19 protein-coding genes are annotated in these 20,847 nt (G+C 34.8%); 4 read left to right on the top strand and 15 right to left on the bottom strand.

Going from position 1 to position 20,847, the window contains the following annotated elements:
* Positions 1-4: 4 nt before the first annotated feature.
* Complete coding sequence (locus tag P278_RS06325; protein ID WP_038263940.1) at positions 5-2,413, bottom strand: alpha-ketoacid dehydrogenase subunit alpha/beta; 2,409 nt, start codon at positions 2,411-2,413, stop codon at positions 5-7.
* 185 nt (positions 2,414-2,598) lie between these two features.
* On the bottom strand, positions 2,599-5,415 hold the full coding sequence (locus P278_RS06320) for a gluzincin family metallopeptidase (protein WP_051413487.1): 2,817 nt from the start codon (positions 5,413-5,415) through the stop codon (positions 2,599-2,601).
* A gap of 156 nt (positions 5,416-5,571) precedes the next feature.
* Here P278_RS06320 and P278_RS06315 point away from each other — a divergent pair, with 156 nt between their 5' ends.
* On the top strand, positions 5,572-6,090 hold the full coding sequence (locus P278_RS06315; RefSeq protein WP_038263937.1) for a DinB family protein: 519 nt from the start codon (positions 5,572-5,574) through the stop codon (positions 6,088-6,090).
* A 27-nt stretch (positions 6,091-6,117) separates the two neighbouring features.
* Here P278_RS06315 and P278_RS06310 read toward each other — a convergent pair whose 3' ends face one another.
* The 5 genes from P278_RS06310 to aroB form a co-directional block, all read right to left on the bottom strand.
* Positions 6,118-6,414 (bottom strand): hypothetical protein, encoded by a 297-nt coding sequence (locus tag P278_RS06310; RefSeq protein ID WP_038263934.1) that lies wholly within the window; start codon positions 6,412-6,414, stop codon positions 6,118-6,120.
* Positions 6,415-6,488: 74 nt separating this feature from the next.
* The gene (locus P278_RS06305; RefSeq protein ID WP_038263932.1) at positions 6,489-7,466 is read right to left on the bottom strand and encodes a deoxyhypusine synthase family protein; all 978 of its coding nucleotides are present in this window, start codon (positions 7,464-7,466) and stop codon (positions 6,489-6,491) included.
* A complete protein-coding gene (gene speB, locus P278_RS06300; protein ID WP_038263928.1) occupies positions 7,453-8,340 on the bottom strand; it encodes an agmatinase in 888 nt (295 codons plus the stop codon). Before speB ends, P278_RS06305 begins: the two co-directional genes overlap by 14 nt.
* The gene (locus tag P278_RS06295) at positions 8,333-9,730 is read right to left on the bottom strand and encodes an arginine decarboxylase (protein WP_038263926.1); all 1,398 of its coding nucleotides are present in this window, start codon (positions 9,728-9,730) and stop codon (positions 8,333-8,335) included. The genes speB and P278_RS06295 overlap by 8 nt, the downstream gene beginning before the upstream one ends.
* Positions 9,731-10,022: 292 nt before the next feature.
* Positions 10,023-11,093 carry a 3-dehydroquinate synthase gene (aroB, locus tag P278_RS06290; protein ID WP_038263923.1) on the bottom strand — a complete coding sequence of 357 codons (1,071 nt, stop codon included), beginning with the start codon at positions 11,091-11,093 and terminating at the stop codon, positions 10,023-10,025.
* Positions 11,094-11,181: 88 nt separating this feature from the next.
* Here aroB and P278_RS06285 point away from each other — a divergent pair, with 88 nt between their 5' ends.
* Complete coding sequence (locus tag P278_RS06285; RefSeq protein ID WP_038263920.1) at positions 11,182-12,348, top strand: proline dehydrogenase family protein; 1,167 nt, start codon at positions 11,182-11,184, stop codon at positions 12,346-12,348.
* A gap of 29 nt (positions 12,349-12,377) precedes the next feature.
* On the opposite strand, the gene P278_RS06280 is transcribed toward P278_RS06285, so the two are convergent.
* The 6 genes from P278_RS06280 to tsaE all read right to left on the bottom strand — a co-directional run bounded on the left by P278_RS06280 (position 12,378) and on the right by tsaE (position 15,513).
* On the bottom strand, positions 12,378-12,752 hold the full coding sequence (locus P278_RS06280; protein WP_038263918.1) for a hypothetical protein: 375 nt from the start codon (positions 12,750-12,752) through the stop codon (positions 12,378-12,380).
* A 3-nt stretch (positions 12,753-12,755) separates the two neighbouring features.
* Positions 12,756-13,955 (bottom strand): alanine dehydrogenase, encoded by a 1,200-nt coding sequence (locus P278_RS06275; RefSeq protein WP_038263916.1) that lies wholly within the window; start codon positions 13,953-13,955, stop codon positions 12,756-12,758.
* Positions 13,956-13,988: 33 nt separating this feature from the next.
* Positions 13,989-14,492 (bottom strand): hypothetical protein, encoded by a 504-nt coding sequence (locus P278_RS06270; RefSeq protein WP_038263914.1) that lies wholly within the window; start codon positions 14,490-14,492, stop codon positions 13,989-13,991.
* 106 nt (positions 14,493-14,598) lie between these two features.
* On the bottom strand, positions 14,599-14,751 hold the full coding sequence (locus P278_RS16670; RefSeq protein ID WP_175496584.1) for a hypothetical protein: 153 nt from the start codon (positions 14,749-14,751) through the stop codon (positions 14,599-14,601).
* A 41-nt stretch (positions 14,752-14,792) separates the two neighbouring features.
* On the bottom strand, positions 14,793-14,945 hold the full coding sequence (locus P278_RS16665) for a hypothetical protein (RefSeq protein WP_200909605.1): 153 nt from the start codon (positions 14,943-14,945) through the stop codon (positions 14,793-14,795).
* A gap of 169 nt (positions 14,946-15,114) precedes the next feature.
* The gene (tsaE, locus tag P278_RS06265; protein ID WP_038263913.1) at positions 15,115-15,513 is read right to left on the bottom strand and encodes a tRNA (adenosine(37)-N6)-threonylcarbamoyltransferase complex ATPase subunit type 1 TsaE; all 399 of its coding nucleotides are present in this window, start codon (positions 15,511-15,513) and stop codon (positions 15,115-15,117) included.
* Positions 15,514-15,866: 353 nt separating this feature from the next.
* On the opposite strand from tsaE, the gene P278_RS06260 reads away from it, so the two are divergent.
* Positions 15,867-16,988 (top strand): hypothetical protein, encoded by a 1,122-nt coding sequence (locus P278_RS06260; protein WP_152973897.1) that lies wholly within the window; start codon positions 15,867-15,869, stop codon positions 16,986-16,988.
* Positions 16,989-17,310: 322 nt separating this feature from the next.
* On the opposite strand, the gene P278_RS06255 is transcribed toward P278_RS06260, so the two are convergent.
* Positions 17,311-17,688, bottom strand: a complete 378-nt coding sequence (locus tag P278_RS06255) for a hypothetical protein (protein ID WP_038265332.1) — start codon at positions 17,686-17,688, stop codon at positions 17,311-17,313.
* Between the two features lie 332 nt (positions 17,689-18,020).
* Complete coding sequence (gene porX, locus P278_RS06250) at positions 18,021-19,568, bottom strand: T9SS response regulator signal transducer PorX (RefSeq protein WP_038265329.1); 1,548 nt, start codon at positions 19,566-19,568, stop codon at positions 18,021-18,023.
* 39 nt (positions 19,569-19,607) lie between these two features.
* On the opposite strand from porX, the gene P278_RS06245 reads away from it, so the two are divergent.
* Complete coding sequence (locus P278_RS06245) at positions 19,608-20,831, top strand: HD domain-containing protein (RefSeq protein WP_038263909.1); 1,224 nt, start codon at positions 19,608-19,610, stop codon at positions 20,829-20,831.
* The last annotated feature ends 16 nt before the right edge of the window (positions 20,832-20,847 follow it).

The following is a 20,847-nucleotide window of genomic DNA, read 5'->3' as shown; positions in this document are numbered from 1 at the left end:
GATGCTACAATTCGGGATATTTTTCTGGATTAGCTTCATTCATAATGCTATATATCTTTTCAAAGATATCTTCAGCATTGGGTTTAGAAAAATAGTCTCCGTCTGTACCGTAGGCAGGTCTATGGGGTTGTGCCGTTAGGGTTTGGGGAGCGCTGTCGAGGTATCTATAACCTTGTTGTTTTTCTATAATTTCTTGTAATAAATAAGCCGAACATCCTCCGGGAACGTCTTCATCGATGATCAGTAATCTGTTCGTTTTCTTTAAACTTTCAACAACATCATGATTGATGTCGAACGGAAGAAGGGTTTGGGCATCGATTACTTCTACATCAATGGCCACCTCTAATAATTCTTTAGCTACTTGTTCTACAATTCGCAGGGTGGAACCATAAGAAATCACGGTAATATCGGAACCGCTTTTTACAGTTTCGACAATTCCTATAGGGGTTTTGAATTCACCCATGTTTGATGGCATTTTCTCTTTTAATCGATATCCGTTAAGACTTTCAATCACCAGGGCTGGTTCATCAGTCTCCATGAGGGTATTGTAGAAACCAGCTGCTTTGGTCATATTTCTAGGAGAAAGGATATACATTCCTCTTAAAAGGTGAATGATACCTCCCATAGGGGAACCAGCATGCCAAATTCCTTCAAGTCTATGTCCGCGAGTTCGAACAATAACAGGCGCTTTTTGTTTACCTGCGGTTCTATATCGAAGTGTGGCTAAATCATCACTCATAATCTGGATTGCGTATAGTAGGTAATCGAGGTATTGGATTTCTGCAATGGGTCTCAAACCTCTCATAGCCATTCCTATTCCTTGTCCGAGAATGGTTGCTTCTCTGATACCTGCATCTGCAACCCTAAGTTCGCCAAACTTTTCTTGTAAGCCTTCCAGGCCTTGGTTTACGTCACCTATATTACCACTATCTTCACCGAATACCAGTGCTTCAGGATGTTTTTCCAGTAATTTTTCAAAATTATCACGTAATACGACGCGTCCATCTACGAGGGCTGCATCATCCTCATATGCAGGATGAATACTTTCGATACTTGTCGCCTTGTCGTTATTTTCATTATAAAGTAAAGAGCTGTATTCAGGTTGGGTACGATTCATGAATTCAGCAATCCAATTTTTTAATGCCTCTTTTTCAGGGAACTGTTCCTGATTCAGGTATCTTAATGTTTTCCTTGCGGCGGCAACCACATCTCTTTTAACAGGTTCGTCAATAGATATGAGGTCATTTTTTATTTTATTAATAAATGTTTTGTTAGCGCTTTTGTCTGCAATTTTGGCTAATAATTCTGTAACCTCTTTTTTATCCTTTATGATAGGATTTAAGAAATCGGCCCATGCTTCTTTTTTTTGATCCCTAACCTCTTTTTTTAATTGCTTATCCAACTCAGAAAGTTCCTCGTCAGTTGCTAAGTTATTAGCTATAATCCAATTTCTGAATTTTAGGTTACAATCGTGTTCTTTTTCCCATTCAAGACGTTTTTTGGTTTTATATCGTTCATGAGATCCAGAAGTAGAATGACCCTGAGGTTGTGTTAGTTCAATAACATGAACCAAAACAGGAACATGTTCCTCCCTTGCAATTTTACCCGCTTTTTCATAGGCATTAATAAGGGCAGGGTAGTCCCATCCTTTTACGACAATAATTTCGTATCCATTATGTTTATTGTCTCTTTGGAAACCTTTTAGAATTTCAGATATATTCTCTTTGGTGGTCTGGTGTTTTGCAGGTACAGATATGCCATAGGCATCGTCCCAAACACTTATCACCATAGGAACCTGCAAAACGCCGGCAGCATTGAATGTTTCGAAGAACAGTCCCTCACTGGTACTTGCATTACCAATAGTACCCCAGGCAACTTCATTGCCGTCATTGGAGAACTTGTCTTGATTTATTCCTTCAACATTTCGATATATTTTTGAGGCCTGAGCCAATCCGAGCAGTCTTGGCATTTGTCCTGCTGTTGGTGATATATCAGCGCTACTATTTTTTTGTTTGGTAAGGTCGACCCATGAACCATCAGGGTTGTTGCTTTGAGTAAGAAAGTGACCTCCCATTTGTCTCCCCGCACTCATCGGTTCTTTTTCTATATCGGTATGTGCATAAAGGCCGGCAAAAAAATGGTTAGGTTTCAATTCTCCAATGGCCATCATAAAGGTTTGATCTCTGTAATAGCCACTTCTGAAATCTCCATTTTTAAATGCTCTGGCCATGGCCAATTGCGGGAGTTCTTTTCCATCACCAAATATCCCAAACTTTGCCTTACCTGTTAGAACTTCTCTTCTTCCTAAAAGGCTACATTCTCTACTAAGTACTGCAATTTTGTAATCGCTAAGTACTTGATCTTTAAAATCTTCAAATGAAATGTCTGTTTGGGGATTGGTTTCTGTCTGCATATAATTTTTAATTCAAGTGCATACAAAAGTAGGTAAAAGAATCGTTTTTTACAACGTAAAAGCATCTTAAAATCATGAATTATTATCAGTTTTAAGGCCTTAAACTTGAGTAATTTTTAATATTTGATAAAATATTCAGTTTTTAGTGAGAATTATTTAAAGAAAAGAAGTGTTTATTGAAAGGGTTAAAACCATTTTCTGGTAAACAAACCGATCAGTGTTCTTGGACTTAATGTAACGATAAAGCGAATTTTTTGATCATATCTGTTATCTGCAATCTCCCATCCATTATTCGAGTATACAGGGAAATATAATTCAAAATAATCCGGAACAAGATTTAATCGGATTCCAGAGTCATAAACAAAACGAGTTGGTATATTTCTGTTTTTCACAAGCCCTAAGTCACCATATGCTTCAATCCAACGCCAAATATTAACACTGGCGTTAGTGGTCATGATCCAATTATTTGCGTAAGGATTATCCAATTGAGATTTGAAACCACCTTCAGCAATCACTAATTGTTGACTGAATAGTCCGGTATCTTCCGATCTACCGAGATAATTATAATCAAATAAATAATCGGTTGGCCTGTCTAGTGCAAAGCTAAAATAATCGGAGGTGGTATCGTTGTAAATAAATTTACCTGCGAAAAACCGGAGGTTTAGCTGTAGATTATTTTGAAATAACTTCCTGTAGTCGATATTTAATGAAACTTTTGAAAAGTTTTTGGCGACCTGTCCATCTACAAACCAGGTAAGGTGATTGATAGCGCCAATATTTCTATAGTTGTATCGAACATTAAATACACTGTAATCAGGGTTGGTTTGTATCGACGGATCTTTATCTCGTATAACATTTACGAAACGAAGCATCAGAGATTCCCTTTCATTCGATCTAAGATCATCAGGTCGAAAGCCAAAGCTCACTAATGGGGTAATGGTGCTGTACCTTAAATCAGGTGCATAATGATATGAAGAGCCACCTAACCCATAGTTTACGACATACATATTACTATTCTGTATATAATTTTTATACAAAAACGATCCGCCTCCGACAAGTGCTTTTTCTTTCAAAGCATAGGAGGGACGTATATCATAAATAAACGGCTGATTTAGAAATGTTTTATTGTAGAGTCTTAATCCGGGGGTAAATCCATCATAAAGGTTGTAAGTTGCTATGGGAACGAAGAACACTTGTTTATAGTATGGATTTTCAGCATCCTTAAAAAATTGAAATTTTAATTTTTTATTGCTCGATAAAAACCCTCCTGTAGATTTCCAGTTATTCCGTTGATTGAATTCGGGAATGACCTTATCATAATTAAGGACAAGTTTATCTATACCAGTATTGGCGATGGTTACTTTTTTTTCATCACGAATGTCGGTTAACCATAATTTAGAAACAACAGAATCATTTTTATTAATACCATATAGGGAGATGGGTACTTTAGTTCCTGTTTTATTTTTTACCGATAGAGTAATAGAGTCTTTTATTTTTTTAACCTTTTTAATTTTAAAATCAATGTGTCTTTCAGAGTCCACAAAATCGGTAAAGAACCAATCAATGTCTTTTTGGGCTTTTTCCTTTAGAAGTGCTTCAAAATTTTCTTGTGTTGCCATTATGGTCTGGCAATTGTTATAAAATTCCTGAATTACTTCATCGACGGCATCTGTACCTAAATAATTTTTTAAATAGGTAAGTCCAACTCCTGCTTTATATTTATTGGCAATCTTTAAATTAAACCTAATTAATGAATCATTAGGGGTGGTGAGTGCCTGATTTAGATTCTTTCTTACCATTAACATGTAGAGGAAAGGATACTGTTCATTAAAGCTCATATTGGCCAAATGATAAGATCGCAACAACCAGGTATCGGAAAGATTACCAATTAATTTCATGTTGGGATAGTATTCATCTACATATTTCATCATGAGATAAGTTTGAATACCGTCCAGGACCCATTGCTCTTCCCGAGGGTTTATGGTTAATGTATTTTCGAGGTAATTATGAAGTAAGGTCTTTAGGAGTTTTAATTCATATTGAAATTCTTCTTTAAACGGTCTGATAAAAGAGGGTAATTGATTAAGGCCATATAATGGATTTTTATTGTACTCAAGGGCAGTGACTACTAATTTCTCATTCGGATAATCTCCCAAGTGACTTGTGACAAAATTTACAACCTGATTCGCTGAGGAGGCTTTGGTGATGTCGTTTAGATTTTTTGCTTCTAAGTCGGTAATCAGGGTTAATTTGTTATTTGTGAAATGTGAGAACGCGTTAGAACTTTTTTGAAAAATTAATTTCAAATCTGACCGGTTATCACCATGAAGGTTAATGGTTGTTACTCCGTTCCCGGTTTCTTTGTTAATTTCATCCAGATCAGTAATGATATGATATCCTGAGGCATAAGTAAACTGGACATCGTAGGTGGTTTTTAACGAATAGAGGTCATCCAGGTTTTTATTGCTGGAAAGTTTCCAGTTACCATCATAAACACAGGGAGTCAAATACCAATATCTTAGGTTGAAATCCCTATTGTTTGTAAAGCCATAATCCGTGAATTTAGCATTCGGTAATTTAACAATATAGGTGAGTGAGAACTTGTAATTTTTTCCTGGATAAATGGGATGATTAAGTTGTAGTTTTATAAGATCACTGGATTTAGGTCGGCTCCATTGCAGGCTTTTAAAGTTATTATCCGTAACGCTTAGGATTTGGGTAGATCCTTTATCTTCATTTTTGGCAAAATGCAGACTTTTATTGAAGTTTTCAGCAAATCTTTTGGCTAGTGGTGTATTTTTATTTGAATATGCATTGTTCCAGTCGTTAAGGTAAAGAGTATTCAGGGTGTCATTGGAGTTATTGTGAAATACAATTTCCTGTTGAATATTTATTGAATTTTGAAGCGAATTCAATCTTGCATAAATCTTTTGGGTGTTTTGACCAAAGGATAAATGGAACGAACATATTGTAAATATAGAAGACCAGAATAGTTTCAACATTAATTTTTTTCGTTTGTCTTTAAAATGATTAGTAATTTTAGGGTCCAAATCGTTTAAGTTGAAACAATAGTTAGTTACTTGCAATATTAAATAAAAAAATAGATTATCAAAGAATTTTAATCGGCAATACAATAACCCAGGAATAAACTTTGAAATATGAGGGCAACAGATATAGGTGCAAACGAATATGACGCTTTTTATGCGAATTATATAAAAGTACTTGATGACATCGAGTTAATGAAAGCTATGGAGGAGGGGGCTAATCAATTCTCTAAGTTGCTGGAGGCATTACCTGAGGGGAAAATGTTATATGCCTACGCTCCCGGAAAATGGACCATTGCCGAGGTTGTTTTACATGTTATTGATGCCGAACGGGTATTTCAGTATCGTTTATTACGCATAGCCAGGGGTGATCAAACTAATATGCCCGGATTTGAAGAAAATGATTACGTGCCTGCCTCTAAGGCGAATTTGAGGTCTCGTGAAAGCTTACTAAAAGAGCTTAAAGCGGTCAGAGCCAGTTCGATCGAGTTGGTTAAATCATTTGATGAAGAAGCATTTAACAGCAAGGGATTCGTTATGAATAAACCCTTTACAGCAAGAGCAATAGCTTTTATTATTTGCGGGCACATGAAACATCATGTCAATGTAATTGAAGACAGGTATTTAAAATAAAAAGGAGCCTAATTAGGCTCCTTTAAGTTATTCGTCAGAATCATCGTTATCGTCAGGTACGTCAATATCGTCTGAAGAAACATCATCACTGGAATAATCATCATCTTCTTCATCGAAATTTTCCATAGTATTGGCTAAACGGGTGCTAACCTTTACTAAATAGATCGCATCTTCAGCTCTTATCTCAAGAGCGTCAACAGTTTCATTCTTAGCATTTTTAAAGCTAATGATATCATCATCTCCATATCCATCCGGATATTTTTCTACCAACATCGATAAAATTTCGTTGGTGAGTTTTTTGTAATCGACTATAACACGTTTCATGGGCTTGATGGTGTTGGTACTAGTTAAAAATAATATATTTTTTTTTTAATTGTATCACTCATTTTTAAAAAAAATTACATATCCAATAAATATGCAAAAATGAGTGGAGCGACGATAGTGGCGTCTGATTCAATTATAAATTTAGGGGTATCTATATCCAGTTTTCCCCACGTTATTTTTTCATTTGGAACGGCACCAGAATAGGATCCGTAGCTGGTTGTTGAATCAGATATTTGACAAAAGTAACTCCAAAAAGGAATATCTGTCATTTCCATGTCCTGATAGAGCATTGGTACTACGCAAATTGGAAAATCACCTGCAATTCCTCCACCTATCTGAAAAAATCCTATTCCATTATTTGAGTTATTAGCGTACCAGTCTGCTAAGAATGTCATGTATTCTATTCCACTCTTCATAGTACTTGCCTGCAGTTCTCCTTTGAGGACATAAGAAGCGAAAATATTTCCCATAGTACTATCTTCCCATCCGGGTACAATAATTGGAAGGTTCTTTTCAGCAGCTGCATACATCCAGGAGTCTTTAATATCTATTTCATAATATTCTTCCAGTACTCCACTTAACAGTAATTTATACATAAACTCATGTGGAAAGTATCTTTCACCATTTTCTTCTGCATCCTTCCAAATCTTAAAAATATGTTTTTGCAGACGTCTGAAGGCTTCTTCTTCCGGGATACAAGTATCGGTAACCCGATTCAAACCTCTTTCAAGCAGATCCCATTCTTCTTTAGGTGTAAGATCGCGGTAATTAGGAACACGTTCATAATGAGAGTGGGCTACTAAATTCATAATGTCTTCCTCAAGATTGGCTCCTGTACAAGAAATTATTTGAACTTTATCTTGACGAATCATTTCTGCAAATATTTTTCCAAGCTCAGCAGTACTCATAGCTCCCGCGAGGGTAACCATCATCTTGGCACCATTATTCAGCTGTTGCTCATAAGCTTTGGCTGCATCAACAACACTAGCTGCGTTAAAATGCAGATAGTATTTTTGTATAAAATCTGAAATAGGTCCTTTAGTCGTTTTCATTTTCTACTGTATTTTGGTTCGTACCATATTTAAATTTATAAGCCAACATTTTATAATAAAGTTTGGCAGCAAGAAAATCTGATGATTTTTCGTTAGGGTTTGGACAGAGCTCTACAATGTCAAAGCCAACTACATTTTTCTTTTTGAAAATTTGTTTTAAATAATCTAAGGTTTCATACCATAATAATCCACCAGGTTCAGGGGTTCCGGTAGCTGGTAGGATGGAAGGGTCAAAGGCATCGAGGTCGATGGTGATAAATACATTATCTGTCATTTGGTGGATCGAATCTTCCATCCAATCGTCATCTGAAATAATATCATGAGCAAAATAAGTCTGATTTTCATCCATATGATCCAGCTCTTCGATATCCATACTTCTGATTCCTACCTGAATTAGATTCGTCGTTTTACTGGCTTCAAATACTGCACATGCGTGATTACACTTAGTACCATCGTATTCAGGCCTTAAATCTGCGTGTGCATCAATTTGTAAAACAGTAAGATTGTCAAAACTTTCATTAAAGGCTTTAATAGTCCCTATTGATATAGAATGTTCGCCACCGAACAAAGTAACAAACTTATCTTGCTTAATGTAGTTTTTGGTTGTTCTGTATACCGCTTCAACCATCTTTTCAGGACTACTGTTTTCAGTAACTGATGGTGCTAAATAAACTCCTTTTCTGTATGGTTCAGTGCGCGTTTCAATATCAAACAGTTCCATGTTTTCTGAAGCGTGTAAAAAAGCTTCTGGGCCCTTATCTGCTCCTTTTTGCCAGGTGCTTGTACCGTCATAAGGTACCGGGATCAGTACGACTTTAGCATCGTCTAATCGACTGTATTTCTCAGGAATACCTGCATATGTTTTTTTACTCATGATAACCTAAAATTTTAAGAAAGTCGTCAGCTGTTTGTTGTTCTGCGAATAATTTAGTGGTGATATTTCCGTCAGCGTCTTTATTAATCAAAATATGTTTTGGCTGTGGTATTAAACAGTGTTGCAGACCTCCAAATCCTCCAATGGTTTCCTGATAAGCTCCTGTATTAAAAAAGCCAATATATAACGGTTTACTTTTATTAAACTTCGGTAAATAAATCGCATTCACATGCTGTTCGCTATTATAGTAATCATCACTGTCGCAGGTTAAACCTCCTAATAATACGCGTTCATATTCATCATTCCATCGATTCACTGCTAATTGAATAAATCGTTTGCTAATTGCCCAACTATCAGGTAAAGTGGTAATGAATGATGAATTAATCATATTCCATTTTTCCCTATCGTTTTGTTGTTTTTGGTAAAGCACCTGATAGATAGCACCACCACTTTCACCAACGGTAAAACTTCCAAATTCGGTAAAAATGTTTGGTGTTGGAACATCGGCTTCTTCGCACGCCAATTTAATCTGATTGATAATTTCATCAATCATGTATTGGTAATCATAGTTAAAGGCCAATGAATTTTTAATTGGAAAACCACCGCCAATATTTAAACTGTCTAGGCTAGGGCATACTTTTTTTAATTGAATATATACTTTAAGACATTTTAGTAATTCGTTCCAGTAATAGGCAGTGTCTCTGATACCTGTATTGATGAAAAAGTGTAACATCTTTAAAGAGATCTGCTCATTATCTTTGATTTCACGATTGTAGAAGGGTACAATATTTTTATAGCCTATACCTAATCTACTTGTGTAAAATTCAAATTTTGGTTCTTCCTCAGATGCAATCCGTATGCCTATATTGAATTTACCATTGATGACTTCCGTCAATAAACCTAACTCTTCATAATTATCAATAATCGGAATACATTTTTTATGACTGCTATTAATAAGTTTTGCTATGTTTTGAATGTATTTATCTCTTTTAAATCCATTGCAAATTACATAGTTGTCTTTGGATAGTTTTCCTTGTGAGATTAGTTTATTTACGATATCAATATCAAAAGCTGAAGAGGTTTCGATATGAATATCATTTTGTAATGCTTCTGTTAAAACATGTTCAAAATGCGAGCTTTTGGTACAATAACAATAGTGGTATTGACCCTTATAATTATGTTTCTCAATAGCATTAGCAAACCATCGTTTTGCTTTTTGTATGTTATTTGAGATTTGCGGTAAATAGGTGAACTTTAATGGTGTTCCGTACTCTTCCACAAGTTTCATCAGGTCAATCCCATGAAACTGCAGGCTATTATTTTTAAGATTAAATTCCTCTTGAGGAAAGTAATAGGTTTGATCGATTAGGTCTATATATTTAGTTTTCATTTATTGCTTTTGGATTAAATTATTAAAAAAATTGGGGATAAACAATAATGAAAACTGTAATCAAATGCGAAGGGCTAATATAGAGTTGTCATGCCTAAACAGATTTTGGGATTTGTGTAAATTAAATGAAATAATTCTATATGAATATTTGCACCATCTATGAGGATGGAGTGAGTACCATTTTCCTTTTTCAGGAAATACGATATGTACGTTAGAAATCATTTGGCATAACAAATAACGGTTGCAAAAATGAATAAAAAATTCATTTGTGCAAACATAAATTTATTAAATTTTAATGATTTTTGTAGTACTCAAAAGACTTGATAATCAGATCGTTGTCAACTTTAACATCAATAATCGTTTTGCCAATATCCTCGAGAAGAACAAAATTTATATCTCCAAAAGCATTTTTCTTATCAAATTTTAATAGCTCAATTATCCTTTCATAATCGGTCGGTTCAAATTGAACTTTGCCATATTTTTGAATGAATACTTCTGTAATGGTCTTTAGTTTGTTTACAGGAAAACTATGTAATTCATGAGAAAGGAAAGTTGCCAGAATCATTCCAATGGCAATAGCTTCACCATGAAGTAAAGTTGGCTTGGATGGTTCCTGTAGAAAATAAGATTCAATAGCATGACCTAGTGTGTGGCCATAATTAAGAGTTTTCCGTAAACCACTTTCTTTAGGGTCTTCCATTACGACCTTATTCTTGATAACAATAGATTCATGTATAAGATTGTCGAGCTCGTTTGTCTCTCCAGATGTTTTTAACAGTTTATCCCAATACTTTTCGTCGTGAATTAAGCCATGCTTTAGCATTTCTGCAAAACCACTTCTGACTTGTTCTGACGGTAGTGTATTCAGGAATTTGGTATCGACAAAAACAAAAACAGGAACATTGATTACTCCAATTTGGTTTTTTAACGATCCCAAATCTACTCCGGTTTTGCCTCCAACAGAAGCATCAACCATAGCAAGAAGGGTAGTAGGTACATTAATAAAATCAATGCCTCTCATAAAAGTAGAAGCTACAAACCCACCAAGGTCAGTTACGACACCACCACCCAGATTGATCATTAAACTTTTCCTATCGGCTCCTAATTCAGAAAGTACATTCCAAACTCCACTACATGTTTCTATATTTTTGTGTTCTTCTCCTGCTTCAATTTCAATAATTTCTATTTCCAGATTGGTTTGAACATTAGAAAGAAAATATGGTAAGCAGTGCTCATGGGTATTTTCATCGACGAGCACAAAGATTTTAGAGTAAAAATGCGAGTCAATATGTTTGTTTAACCGGGTATATAATTCTTCGTTAAAGTGTATGGTGTAATTGTTACAGGTAATTGGTTGAAGCATGGTTTGATTTTTTTTTTACGAAAAGCAAAATAACGGTTTTTTCTTTTTAAAATGTAAATATATTTGTAAAACGATTTTAATGAAATAAATGAATAGAATTTTTGACAATACTGAGGTTGCATTTTCACTTAAAAGTGATGCGCAACTAGAGCGAGCATACTTTTTGTTTAAGATGATCGCTAATGAGCCATTGGTTAAGATTGGTACTGCCGTAACCAATTTTGCAATTAAGGCTCATTTACCTGTTGAAGGTTTAATTAGAGCCACTGTTTTCGATCACTTTTGTGGTGGTGTAAATGAGGAGGATTGTTTGCCTATTGTTAAAAGTATGTACGAAAAGGGAGTACGTTCGGTCCTTGATTATTCGGTAGAAGGAAAGGAAGAGGAGGCGCAATTCGAATCTTGTTACAATAAGGTGATAAGTCTGCTGGATTTTGCCGCTGAAAAGCAGGAAATGCCATTTAGTGTATTTAAACCAACTGGTTTTGGCAGGTTAGAACTCTATCAAAAGGTTGGGGAGAAAGCTGTATTATCTAAATCAGAGCAAGAGGAATGGGATCGAGTGGTTGATCGTTTCGATAGGGTTTGTCAGCATGCCTATAACCTGGGGGTTACAGTTTTAATAGATGCAGAGGAAAGCTGGATGCAAGAAGCGGCTGATCAGGTAATCGAACAGATGATGGCTAAGTACAACAAAAAAAGTACGATTGTTTTCAATACATTACAAATGTACAGATGGGATCGCTTAGATTACTTGAAGAAACTCCATGAAAGAGCGAAAAAGGAAGAATTTCGTTTGGGTTTCAAGTTGGTAAGAGGGGCTTATATGGAAAAAGAAAATGAACGTGCCGAGGAAATGGGGTATCCAACTCCTATTTGTGCATCCAAGAAGGAAACCGATGAGAATTATGATGCTGCCGCTACATATATTATGGATAATTTAGAGACCATTTCAATTTTTGCCGGCACACATAACGAGGCTAGCAATTATCTTATCATGGATATTATGGATGCCAAGGGAATTAAGGTTAATGAAGACAGGGTGTGGTTTGGTCAATTATATGGGATGAGTGATCATATCACTTTTAACATGGCTGAAAAGGGATATAACGTAGCAAAATATTTGCCATATGGTCCGGTTCGGGATGTTATGCCATATTTAATCCGCAGGGCTGAAGAAAACACTTCTGTTGCAGGTCAAACTACCAGGGAGTTAAGCTTGCTAAAACAGGAACGAAAAAGAAGAAAAATTTAAATAAAAAAAAGGCTTTTAAAGCCTTTTTTTTATTCTACAAATTTCAAAGCTGATATCTCAGCACCATTTTTACAGTTTTTAATGGTAACTTCGGCTAATTGTTCTTTAATGATTCCTTCGATTATATAGGTTTTACAAGGCTTTGCCTTCGTGTCACTCTTATTAAATAACACATTCCCTTCAACTAACAAAGTATCGAAGTACGCTTTTGATATGGTTTGATCATTCATAAGCTTTTTAATATCGTCTGAAAATATTAATTCTTTAGAACGAATATCCTTTAAGACTCTGCAATTCGGCAGATAACAGAACTCAGTTCGTTTTTCCTTAAAGAAAAATGCTAAAAAAACAATACCCAAAGACAGCCCTATTAAATAGAACCCAAATCGTTTTAAAAATGACATGTTTTAGAAAATCAATAAGTTAATATCGTTATAAGAGAGGTCGAACCACTCAGCAATGGTTTTGTTGGTTAAAATTCCGTGGTAAAAATACAAACCATTCCTTAAACCTCTATCAAATCTAATAGAATTTTCAAGTCCGCCATCTTCTCCTATTTTTAAAAGATATGGCGTGAAAATATTACTTATTGAAACAGATGCAGTTCTTGAATATCGAGAAGGTATGTTAGGCACACAGTAGTGTATGACTCCGTGCTTGATAAATGTAGGTTTTCCGTGGGTGGTTATTTCACTTGTTTCGATGCAACCTCCCATATCGATGCTGACATCAATTATTACTGAACCAGGTTTCATATTTTCCACCATGGTCTCAGTGACAATAACGGGAGCTCTGTCTAGGCCTCGAATAGCTCCGATGACCACATCACATCTTTTAAGTGCTTTGATAAGGTTTTTGGGTTGAATGGTAGACGTGTACAGTGGTCTTCCCAGATGGGACTGCAGTTTCCTTAATTTGGTAATTGAATTATCAAACACTTTTAAGTTAGCGCCCAGCCCTAAAGCTGATCGTGCTGCAAATTCACCAACAGTTCCTGCTCCTAAAATAACAACCTCCACTGGCGGTACTCCGCTGATGTTGCCAAACATAAGGCCATTTCCTTGATTTACATTTGTTAATAATTCTGAAGCGATAAGAACAGAAGCTGTTCCCGCAATTTCACTTAAGGATCTTACAGCGGGATAATTTCCATCCTCATCTTTGATATATTCGAAGGAGATTGCTGTAATTCTTTTTTTTGCCAGGGTCTCAAAGTATTTTTTTTGTTGAGTTTTGAGTTGTAAGGCTGAAATTAATATGGTTTGCGGATTTACATAGCTCAGTTCTTCTATGGAAGGGGGCTCTACTTTTAAGAGGATGGGGCAAGAAAATACTTTTTTAGTATCTCGGGTTATTTCTGCACCTGCATCGCTGTATTGCTTATCAGAAAAATTAGCACCTTCTCCGGCATTTGATTCAATCAGGACCCGATGACCATGAGAAGTTAATGCATTTACAGCATCGGGGGTCAGGCACACTCTCTTTTCCTGGTACGAGATTTCTTTGGGAATACCTATAAAGAGCTCTCCTTTTTGCTTGAGAACCTCTAAGGTTTCTTCCTGTGGAATTAATTGTTGCTTTGAAAAAGGAGTGGTTGGAAAATTCATAAGCTAAAATTAGACTCTTGTGAAGATACTAAATTAATCAATTCCTTTTTCTTCGTATTCTTTAAGCTCTTTTTCTATTTCCTTTAGATCTATACCATGCACGATTTTATCAAAGATTTTTGCTCTGATTAAATAAACAATTGGTATAACCACCATCATAACCGGAATTATATAGTATATCTCAAATTCATCAACATATCTGGCCTCATCATTAATGGTTACCACCATTTGAAACATAAACATACTAATAGGGATCAGGATGATATGGTACCACCAATGTCGACAGGTTAAAAACCATAATATTAAAAGATAGAAAGGAACAAATTTATTCATGAATACCCAAGCCATCATATAAATGGTCGCGAAATAGTCGGTCTTAAAGTCAAAAAATGGGGTGTTCCAGGTATTATCTAAAGGCAAGCTTTCGTATAGATAAAATACATACGGACTTATAGCAATTAATACAGCAACGAGTGTACCAACTGATATTAATTTTACCTTGGTGGTGTTAGATTTGGAGTTTATAGAACGGTTCATAAAACTTTATTCTCAACTAATGAGTCTAAATAACATAAATAAATTAATAAAAAATCCCTAATAAAATTATTAGGGATTAAATATATAAAATTAAAAGTATTTTTTCTTATCCTGCTGAAGGCATTTGGATTTTCGATTTCTCAACTCCCTGAGTGTTATCATACAGGTTGTCTTCATCAGCGACACTGCTAGGAGAGCAAGAAGTTAAAGCGAAAGATGCAACAAATAATATAGCGAAAGTAATTTTTACTAATTTCATAATCGTAAGTTTAAAGGTTGTAGAATATAGGTTTGCTTTAATTATCCAGCCGAAGGCATTTGGATTTTCGATTTCTCAACTCCCTGAGTGTTATCATACAGGTTGTCTTCATCAGCTACGCTACTAGGAGAGCAAGAAGTTAAAGCAAAAGAGGCCATAAATAATAAGGCGAAAGTAATTTTTACTAATTTCATGACTGTAAGTTTTTTGGTAATATTTTAAAAATTCGTTTTGTTTTTCGTTGTTTGTTGAAACAAACCTACGAAAAAATAACTTACAGGAAATTAATAAGTTAGTCGTATATTAGTAGTTTTTTTCTTCTATATTTTAAGTTAAAAAGGAATGAAGTTACCTAATATACAACTATTTTAGAATTAAAGATCTTTTATTGTCTAAAACTTTTGTGATCATAATTTTGGTGGCATTTTCTGGTAGTAAATTTTCGATTTTCTCCGGCCACTCTATCAAACATATAGCATCTGTGTAAATATAGTCTTCAAATCCTATATCATAAGCCTCCTCTTCAGTTTCTAATCTATAAAAGTCAAAATGGTAAATTTTACCACTATTTCCCTCATATTCATTAACGATCGAAAATGTAGGACTGGAGGTTACGTCATTTACTCCTAACACTTTTACAATTTCTTTTATGAGCGTAGTTTTACCAACCCCCATTTCTCCATAAAATAATAGAATATTACTTTTAGCATTCTTAATAATGTAGTTAGCAACCTGGGGTATATCTGTTAACGTATAGTTCATAATATTATTGTTTAATCTTTGAAAGCAACTAACGATTTTATTATTTCACAAAAATATTGATATTATTAAATTGATCATTGTAATTCATTAAAATCTATTAGGTTTGCAACCATGAAGCATGTTGGTTTGAAATTTAAAGAGTCTGATTTTAAATTCACGATACTGCTATATCGGGTAATGGAAAAAACTTGAGAATGCTTATTAGTATACCAATAAAGCGTCTTGTAGATAGCGTAAAATATAGTAGTAAACAAAATAGCCGTATATTTTTATTTGAGGTTTTTTTGGGAGTTTTCATTATTGTAAGTCCCTTTCTAATAAGATTGAATGAATTATTCCCGAAAAATTCTTTCATGAAACTTTTTGGTTTTAGGGTAGAGGTGATGGTGTCTCAAGGGATGGATGTTGTGTCTTATTTGGTTTTAAGTAAGTTAATTCCAATTATTCTTCTTTCCATATGGTATTTTACTTGTAGAAGTTGGTGGCGTTGGTCGCTTATCTTTTTAATTAATGTGAACATGATTCAGTGTTTGCATATTTTATTCAGGGAATTTGATGTTACTATTTTTCATGCTAATAAGGAAATGGGAATTTTGTATGCTATGATTATTCCGGTAACGGTAATTTCCTTATGCTGTATGTTGATTTTTAAAAAGGTTCGGTTGAAGGCCTATTTTAAATTAAGTTCTGATGTGTATGCATTCCAGATTGATGACCTGATAAATAAATCTAAGTTTTTGAAGGGTGACTTGCAGTACTTACGAAATAAGTCGCGGTCGATCAGAGCCTCCAAAAATTATTTAAACCAGAAGGAATATCTAAAAAAGCTATCTAAATTAAGTATCAAGGTTAAGAAGCGATATGGTGAAGGGGTTACGGGGAGCGAAAAGACAAGGCCAAAATTAAACGCTGCCGGGGTAATTACTTCGGTTTTTCTATTAGCAACGCCAATACTGTATTATGTTTATCGTTTTGTTCCTCAAGATTTTGTTGCTCCCGGAAGCTTGATTGGAGATGCTTTTGACAATGATTATGCTTCTGTTTTAACAGTAGTTTGGTTGCTTGGGGGAAAATTATACCTTGTTGTATTGCTTTCAATTTGGTATATAACCAATGAGAATTGGTGGAAGTTTGCCATATTATCTCCTGTATCAGTTACCATTATTCAGATTATCGATATCGTTAACCTGAATTCTGTAATTGATGAACAGTCAATTTGGGGGGCCTTGCCCTATTTACTTCCTATTTTATTCGTATTAATCTGGATTTCCGGAAAGGTTAATTATTATTTTTCTATTGCCAGGCTGCAAACCTTAATAGAGTCAGAAATTACGCAATTGGTCTCTATCATTAACAATGAGAGGAGGGATAAAATAAGAGATCAATTAATTTCTTTAAAAGAAGGTAAAAAGAGGATGTCTTCTGAAGAATATTTAGAGAAATTATTGGTGTTGCAGGAGGAAGTTGATCGATAGAAAAAAGGATTAGTTGCTAATAATAATTTTGAAGGATAGGGCGAAGGGGCTTCTTTTCCATATAAATGTGAGACTGCTCTAAAGATTTTCACATTACACATAAATTAAAGGGTTCTTAGCGAGGGATGTGTCTTTATCTACCTGAGCAAATTGCTTTTACCAATAAAAATAATTGTTTCTGCAAATAAGCTGCATTGCAATCATTGATTAAAGCTCGATAATCTGACATGAAGGGAACACATCCTTAAATTGGGTAAATCTAGTTATTGAGGATGGTTGTTTGTAAAGGAGAAAACAGGGGTAAAAGGTTTAAGTAGAAGAACTACTTTAAACCTTTTTTAGTAGCTTCAATTTCTTTTTTAATCTCGTCCATTAAAAGATCACGTTCTTTACTATCATGTTCTTTTAATTTTTTATCAATGATGGCTTCGATTTCTTCTTCAGAAATGCTATAAGCATCAATGGTTTTAGCTTTAGAACTCGTATTGAACATATCACCCTGGCCTGTAATTAACCAATGAGCGTTTATAACAGGATATTTTTCAAGAATTTTAGCTAATACATCGCTTCCTACAGAAGCATTGTTTTTGCTCATTCTAAGGGTGTAGCCATTTGAAGCACCTATAGACATGTCGAATTGCCTGGCGCTTAGACCAAATATTTTGATAATATGAGTTATTCTGTCAATTGTTTTAGGCATAGTTTTAGTTTGTAGATTATATTCTATACTTGAATACATCGCAAAGATAGTAAATAATAAGAAAAAAAATAAGTTTTATTACGGCTATCGTACTCTTTTATAAAATATTGCTAATTTAAGATGATACTTTTATTGCTATAAAAGATGAAATAACAGAGGAAGTAAACTATATTTTGGTTCCCTAAAATTTGTTAACAATTGAACGGATATACAAAAGTTGCATATAATAAAAATAGCCTTTGGTATCTATTTTTTTGATGGCTGTGCTAAAAATATCCCCAAAACTGCCACACACTAAATTTCGATAACTTTTTATCTTTTATCGGTTATTATTATTTGGGTTCAAATACTGCTATAGGAATGATCATTTCCTCCAGTGAAACCCCGCCATGTTGATAAGTGTTCTTATAATAGCTTACATAGTGGTTGTAGTTATTCGGATAGGCGAAAAACAAATCATTTTTAGCAAAAATAAAAGAACTGCTCATATTGATTGCGGGTAGATGTACTTCTTTTGGGTCTTTGATGGCGAGTACATCCTTATCCTGATAGGTTAGGCTTCTTCCCGTTTTATATCTTAAATTAAGGCTGGTATCCCGGTCACCAACGACTTTTGAAGGGTTTTTAACATTAATGGTTCCGTGATCGGTGGTAATTATAAGTCTAAACCCAAGTTGTTGAGATTGTTGGATAATATCTAGCAATGGTGAGTTTCTAAACCAGCTCTGCGTTAATGATCTGTAAGCTTTATCGTTAGATGCCAGTTCCTTAACCACTTCCATTTCTGTTTTTGAATGTGACAGCATGTCTACAAAGTTGTACACGATAACCGTAAGGTCATTATCTTTTTGAGATTTAAAATTTTGAGCCAACTGACGTCCGGCCTTTAATGAAGATATTTTATGATACTCCCATTTTAAGGACACTCCGAGTCTTCGTATTTGCTCATTTAAAAAATCTGCTTCGTGCAGGTTCTTACCACCTTCGTCGGTATCATTCTTCCATAAATTCGGATAAAGTTTTTCCATCTCGGCAGGCATCAAGCCCGAGAAAATAGCATTTCTTGCATATTGAGTAGCCGTAGGAAGAATACTGAAATAAGGAGCTTCATTTGTTTTTTTGTAATAAGGTGCAATATGCGGTTCAATGGCTTTCCATTGATCGTATCTCAGATTGTCAATGACTACAAGGAGTGTGGGGGTGTTGTCTTTTAATTCTGGAATTACCTTTTCTTTGAAAAGTGTATGAGACATTACCGGAGGATCTTGATCTTCAAACCATCTTTGGTAGTTCTTGTCAATAAATTTTCCAAATTGTGAATTGGCTTCGATTTTTTGTGATTCGAGTATCTCAATAAGCCCTGCATCTTCAATATCTTCCAGTTCTAATTCCCAGTAAATGAGTTTTTGGTATAATTCAGCCCATTCCTGATATGAATTAACCATCGACATTTCCATTGAAATTTTTCCAAACTCCTGTTGATAGTTGGAGGTTGTTTTTTCGGAAACCAGTCTGGAATGATCCAGGTTCTTTTTTAAAGAAAGCAAGATTTGATTTGGATTTACCGGTTTGATTAGGTAATCGGCAATTTTTGCACCTATTGCGTCCTCCATAATATTTTCTTCTTCACTTTTGGTAATCATCACCACAGGAAGATCCGGTTTTTTACTCTTAATCTCTGACAAGGTCTCCAGGCCACTCAAACCAGGCATGTTTTCATCTAAAAAAACGATGTCATATTCATTAGAATCGATACTGTCAACAGCCTCAGAACCACTTTTCCGAGTATCGATTTTATAATTTCTTTGTTCCAGAAAAAGTATATGAGGTTTTAGCAACTCAATCTCATCATCTACCCATAATATTTTTATGTCGCTCATACTTACGTATATTTGCTTTTTATAAATTTCTATTTCACATTGAAGACAACTAATAAGCTGAAAATCTTTAACGATCCAATATATGGTTTTATTACCATTCCCAATACACAAATTTACGATTTAATAGAACACAAAAATTTTCAACGTCTAAGAAGAATTTCTCAAATGGGGATGTCTTATCTTGTTTATCCGGGAGCGCATCATACGAGATTTCATCATGCTTTAGGTTGCATGCACCTTATGAAGAAGGCCGTTGAGACATTAAGGTTTAAACAAGTAGCTATTTCGGAAGAAGAGGAAATGGGATTGTTAATGGCAATTTTACTTCACGATGTAGGGCATGGACCTTTTTCACATGCTATGGAACATAGCATTGTTAATGGGGTTAGTCATGAAAGAATTTCGTTATTGTTTATGGAGGCACTGAATGAAGAATTTGATGGGGCACTTTCATTAGCAATTCAAATTTTTAAAGGGCAATATTCTCGTAAATTCATGAACCAATTGGTTTCCGGCCAATTAGATTTGGATCGAACAGATTACCTAAAACGAGATAGTTTTTACACCGGGGTTGCTGAAGGAAATATCAATTCGGAGCGTATTATTTCTATGTTTAATGTAGTTGATGATGAGTTGGTTATAGAAGAAAAAGGGATTTATTCGGTCGAAAAATTTTTGGTAGCGAGACGCCTTATGTATTGGCAGGCCTATTTGCACAAAACAAGTCTGGCTGCTGAACAAATATTGATCAGGATACTTAAGCGTGCCAAGGAATTGGTAAATAACGGGGTGAAATTAGAGGCTAGTTCTGCATTGTCGTTTTTTCTTAACAATGAAGTTTCTTTTAATGATTTTAACACAGATGTATTGCAAACTTTTGCAAGATTGGATGATTACGACATTATTTCTGCAATGAAAGAATGGCAATTCTGCGATGATTTTGTATTGTCTAATCTGTGTAAAATGATTTTAGACCGGGATTTGTTAAAGATTAAGCTGAAAAAGAAACCTATATCGGAAAAGAAATTTTTAAGGCTTAAAAATGCATATATTGCTGAAAAGGGAATTACAGAAAAAGAGGCGGCTTATTTTGTGTTCACCGGTGCAATTGAAAACCAGGCTTATAACGTTGAGAAGCAGAATATCAATATATTATCAAAGTCGGGAAAAATAATAGATGTTGCGAAAGCCTCAGACCAATTAAACCTGAAGGCGCTTTCAAAACCCGTTACAAAATATTATCTCTGTTACCCCAAGTCCTAACTTTTGGAGTTTTTTT

Origin of the sequence: Zhouia amylolytica AD3 (genome assembly GCF_000511935.2) — a bacterium.
GTDB lineage: Bacteria > Bacteroidota > Bacteroidia > Flavobacteriales > Flavobacteriaceae > Zhouia > Zhouia amylolytica.
Note: the sequence above shows the minus strand (reverse complement) of the source record. Positions and strands in the feature narration are given on the sequence as shown.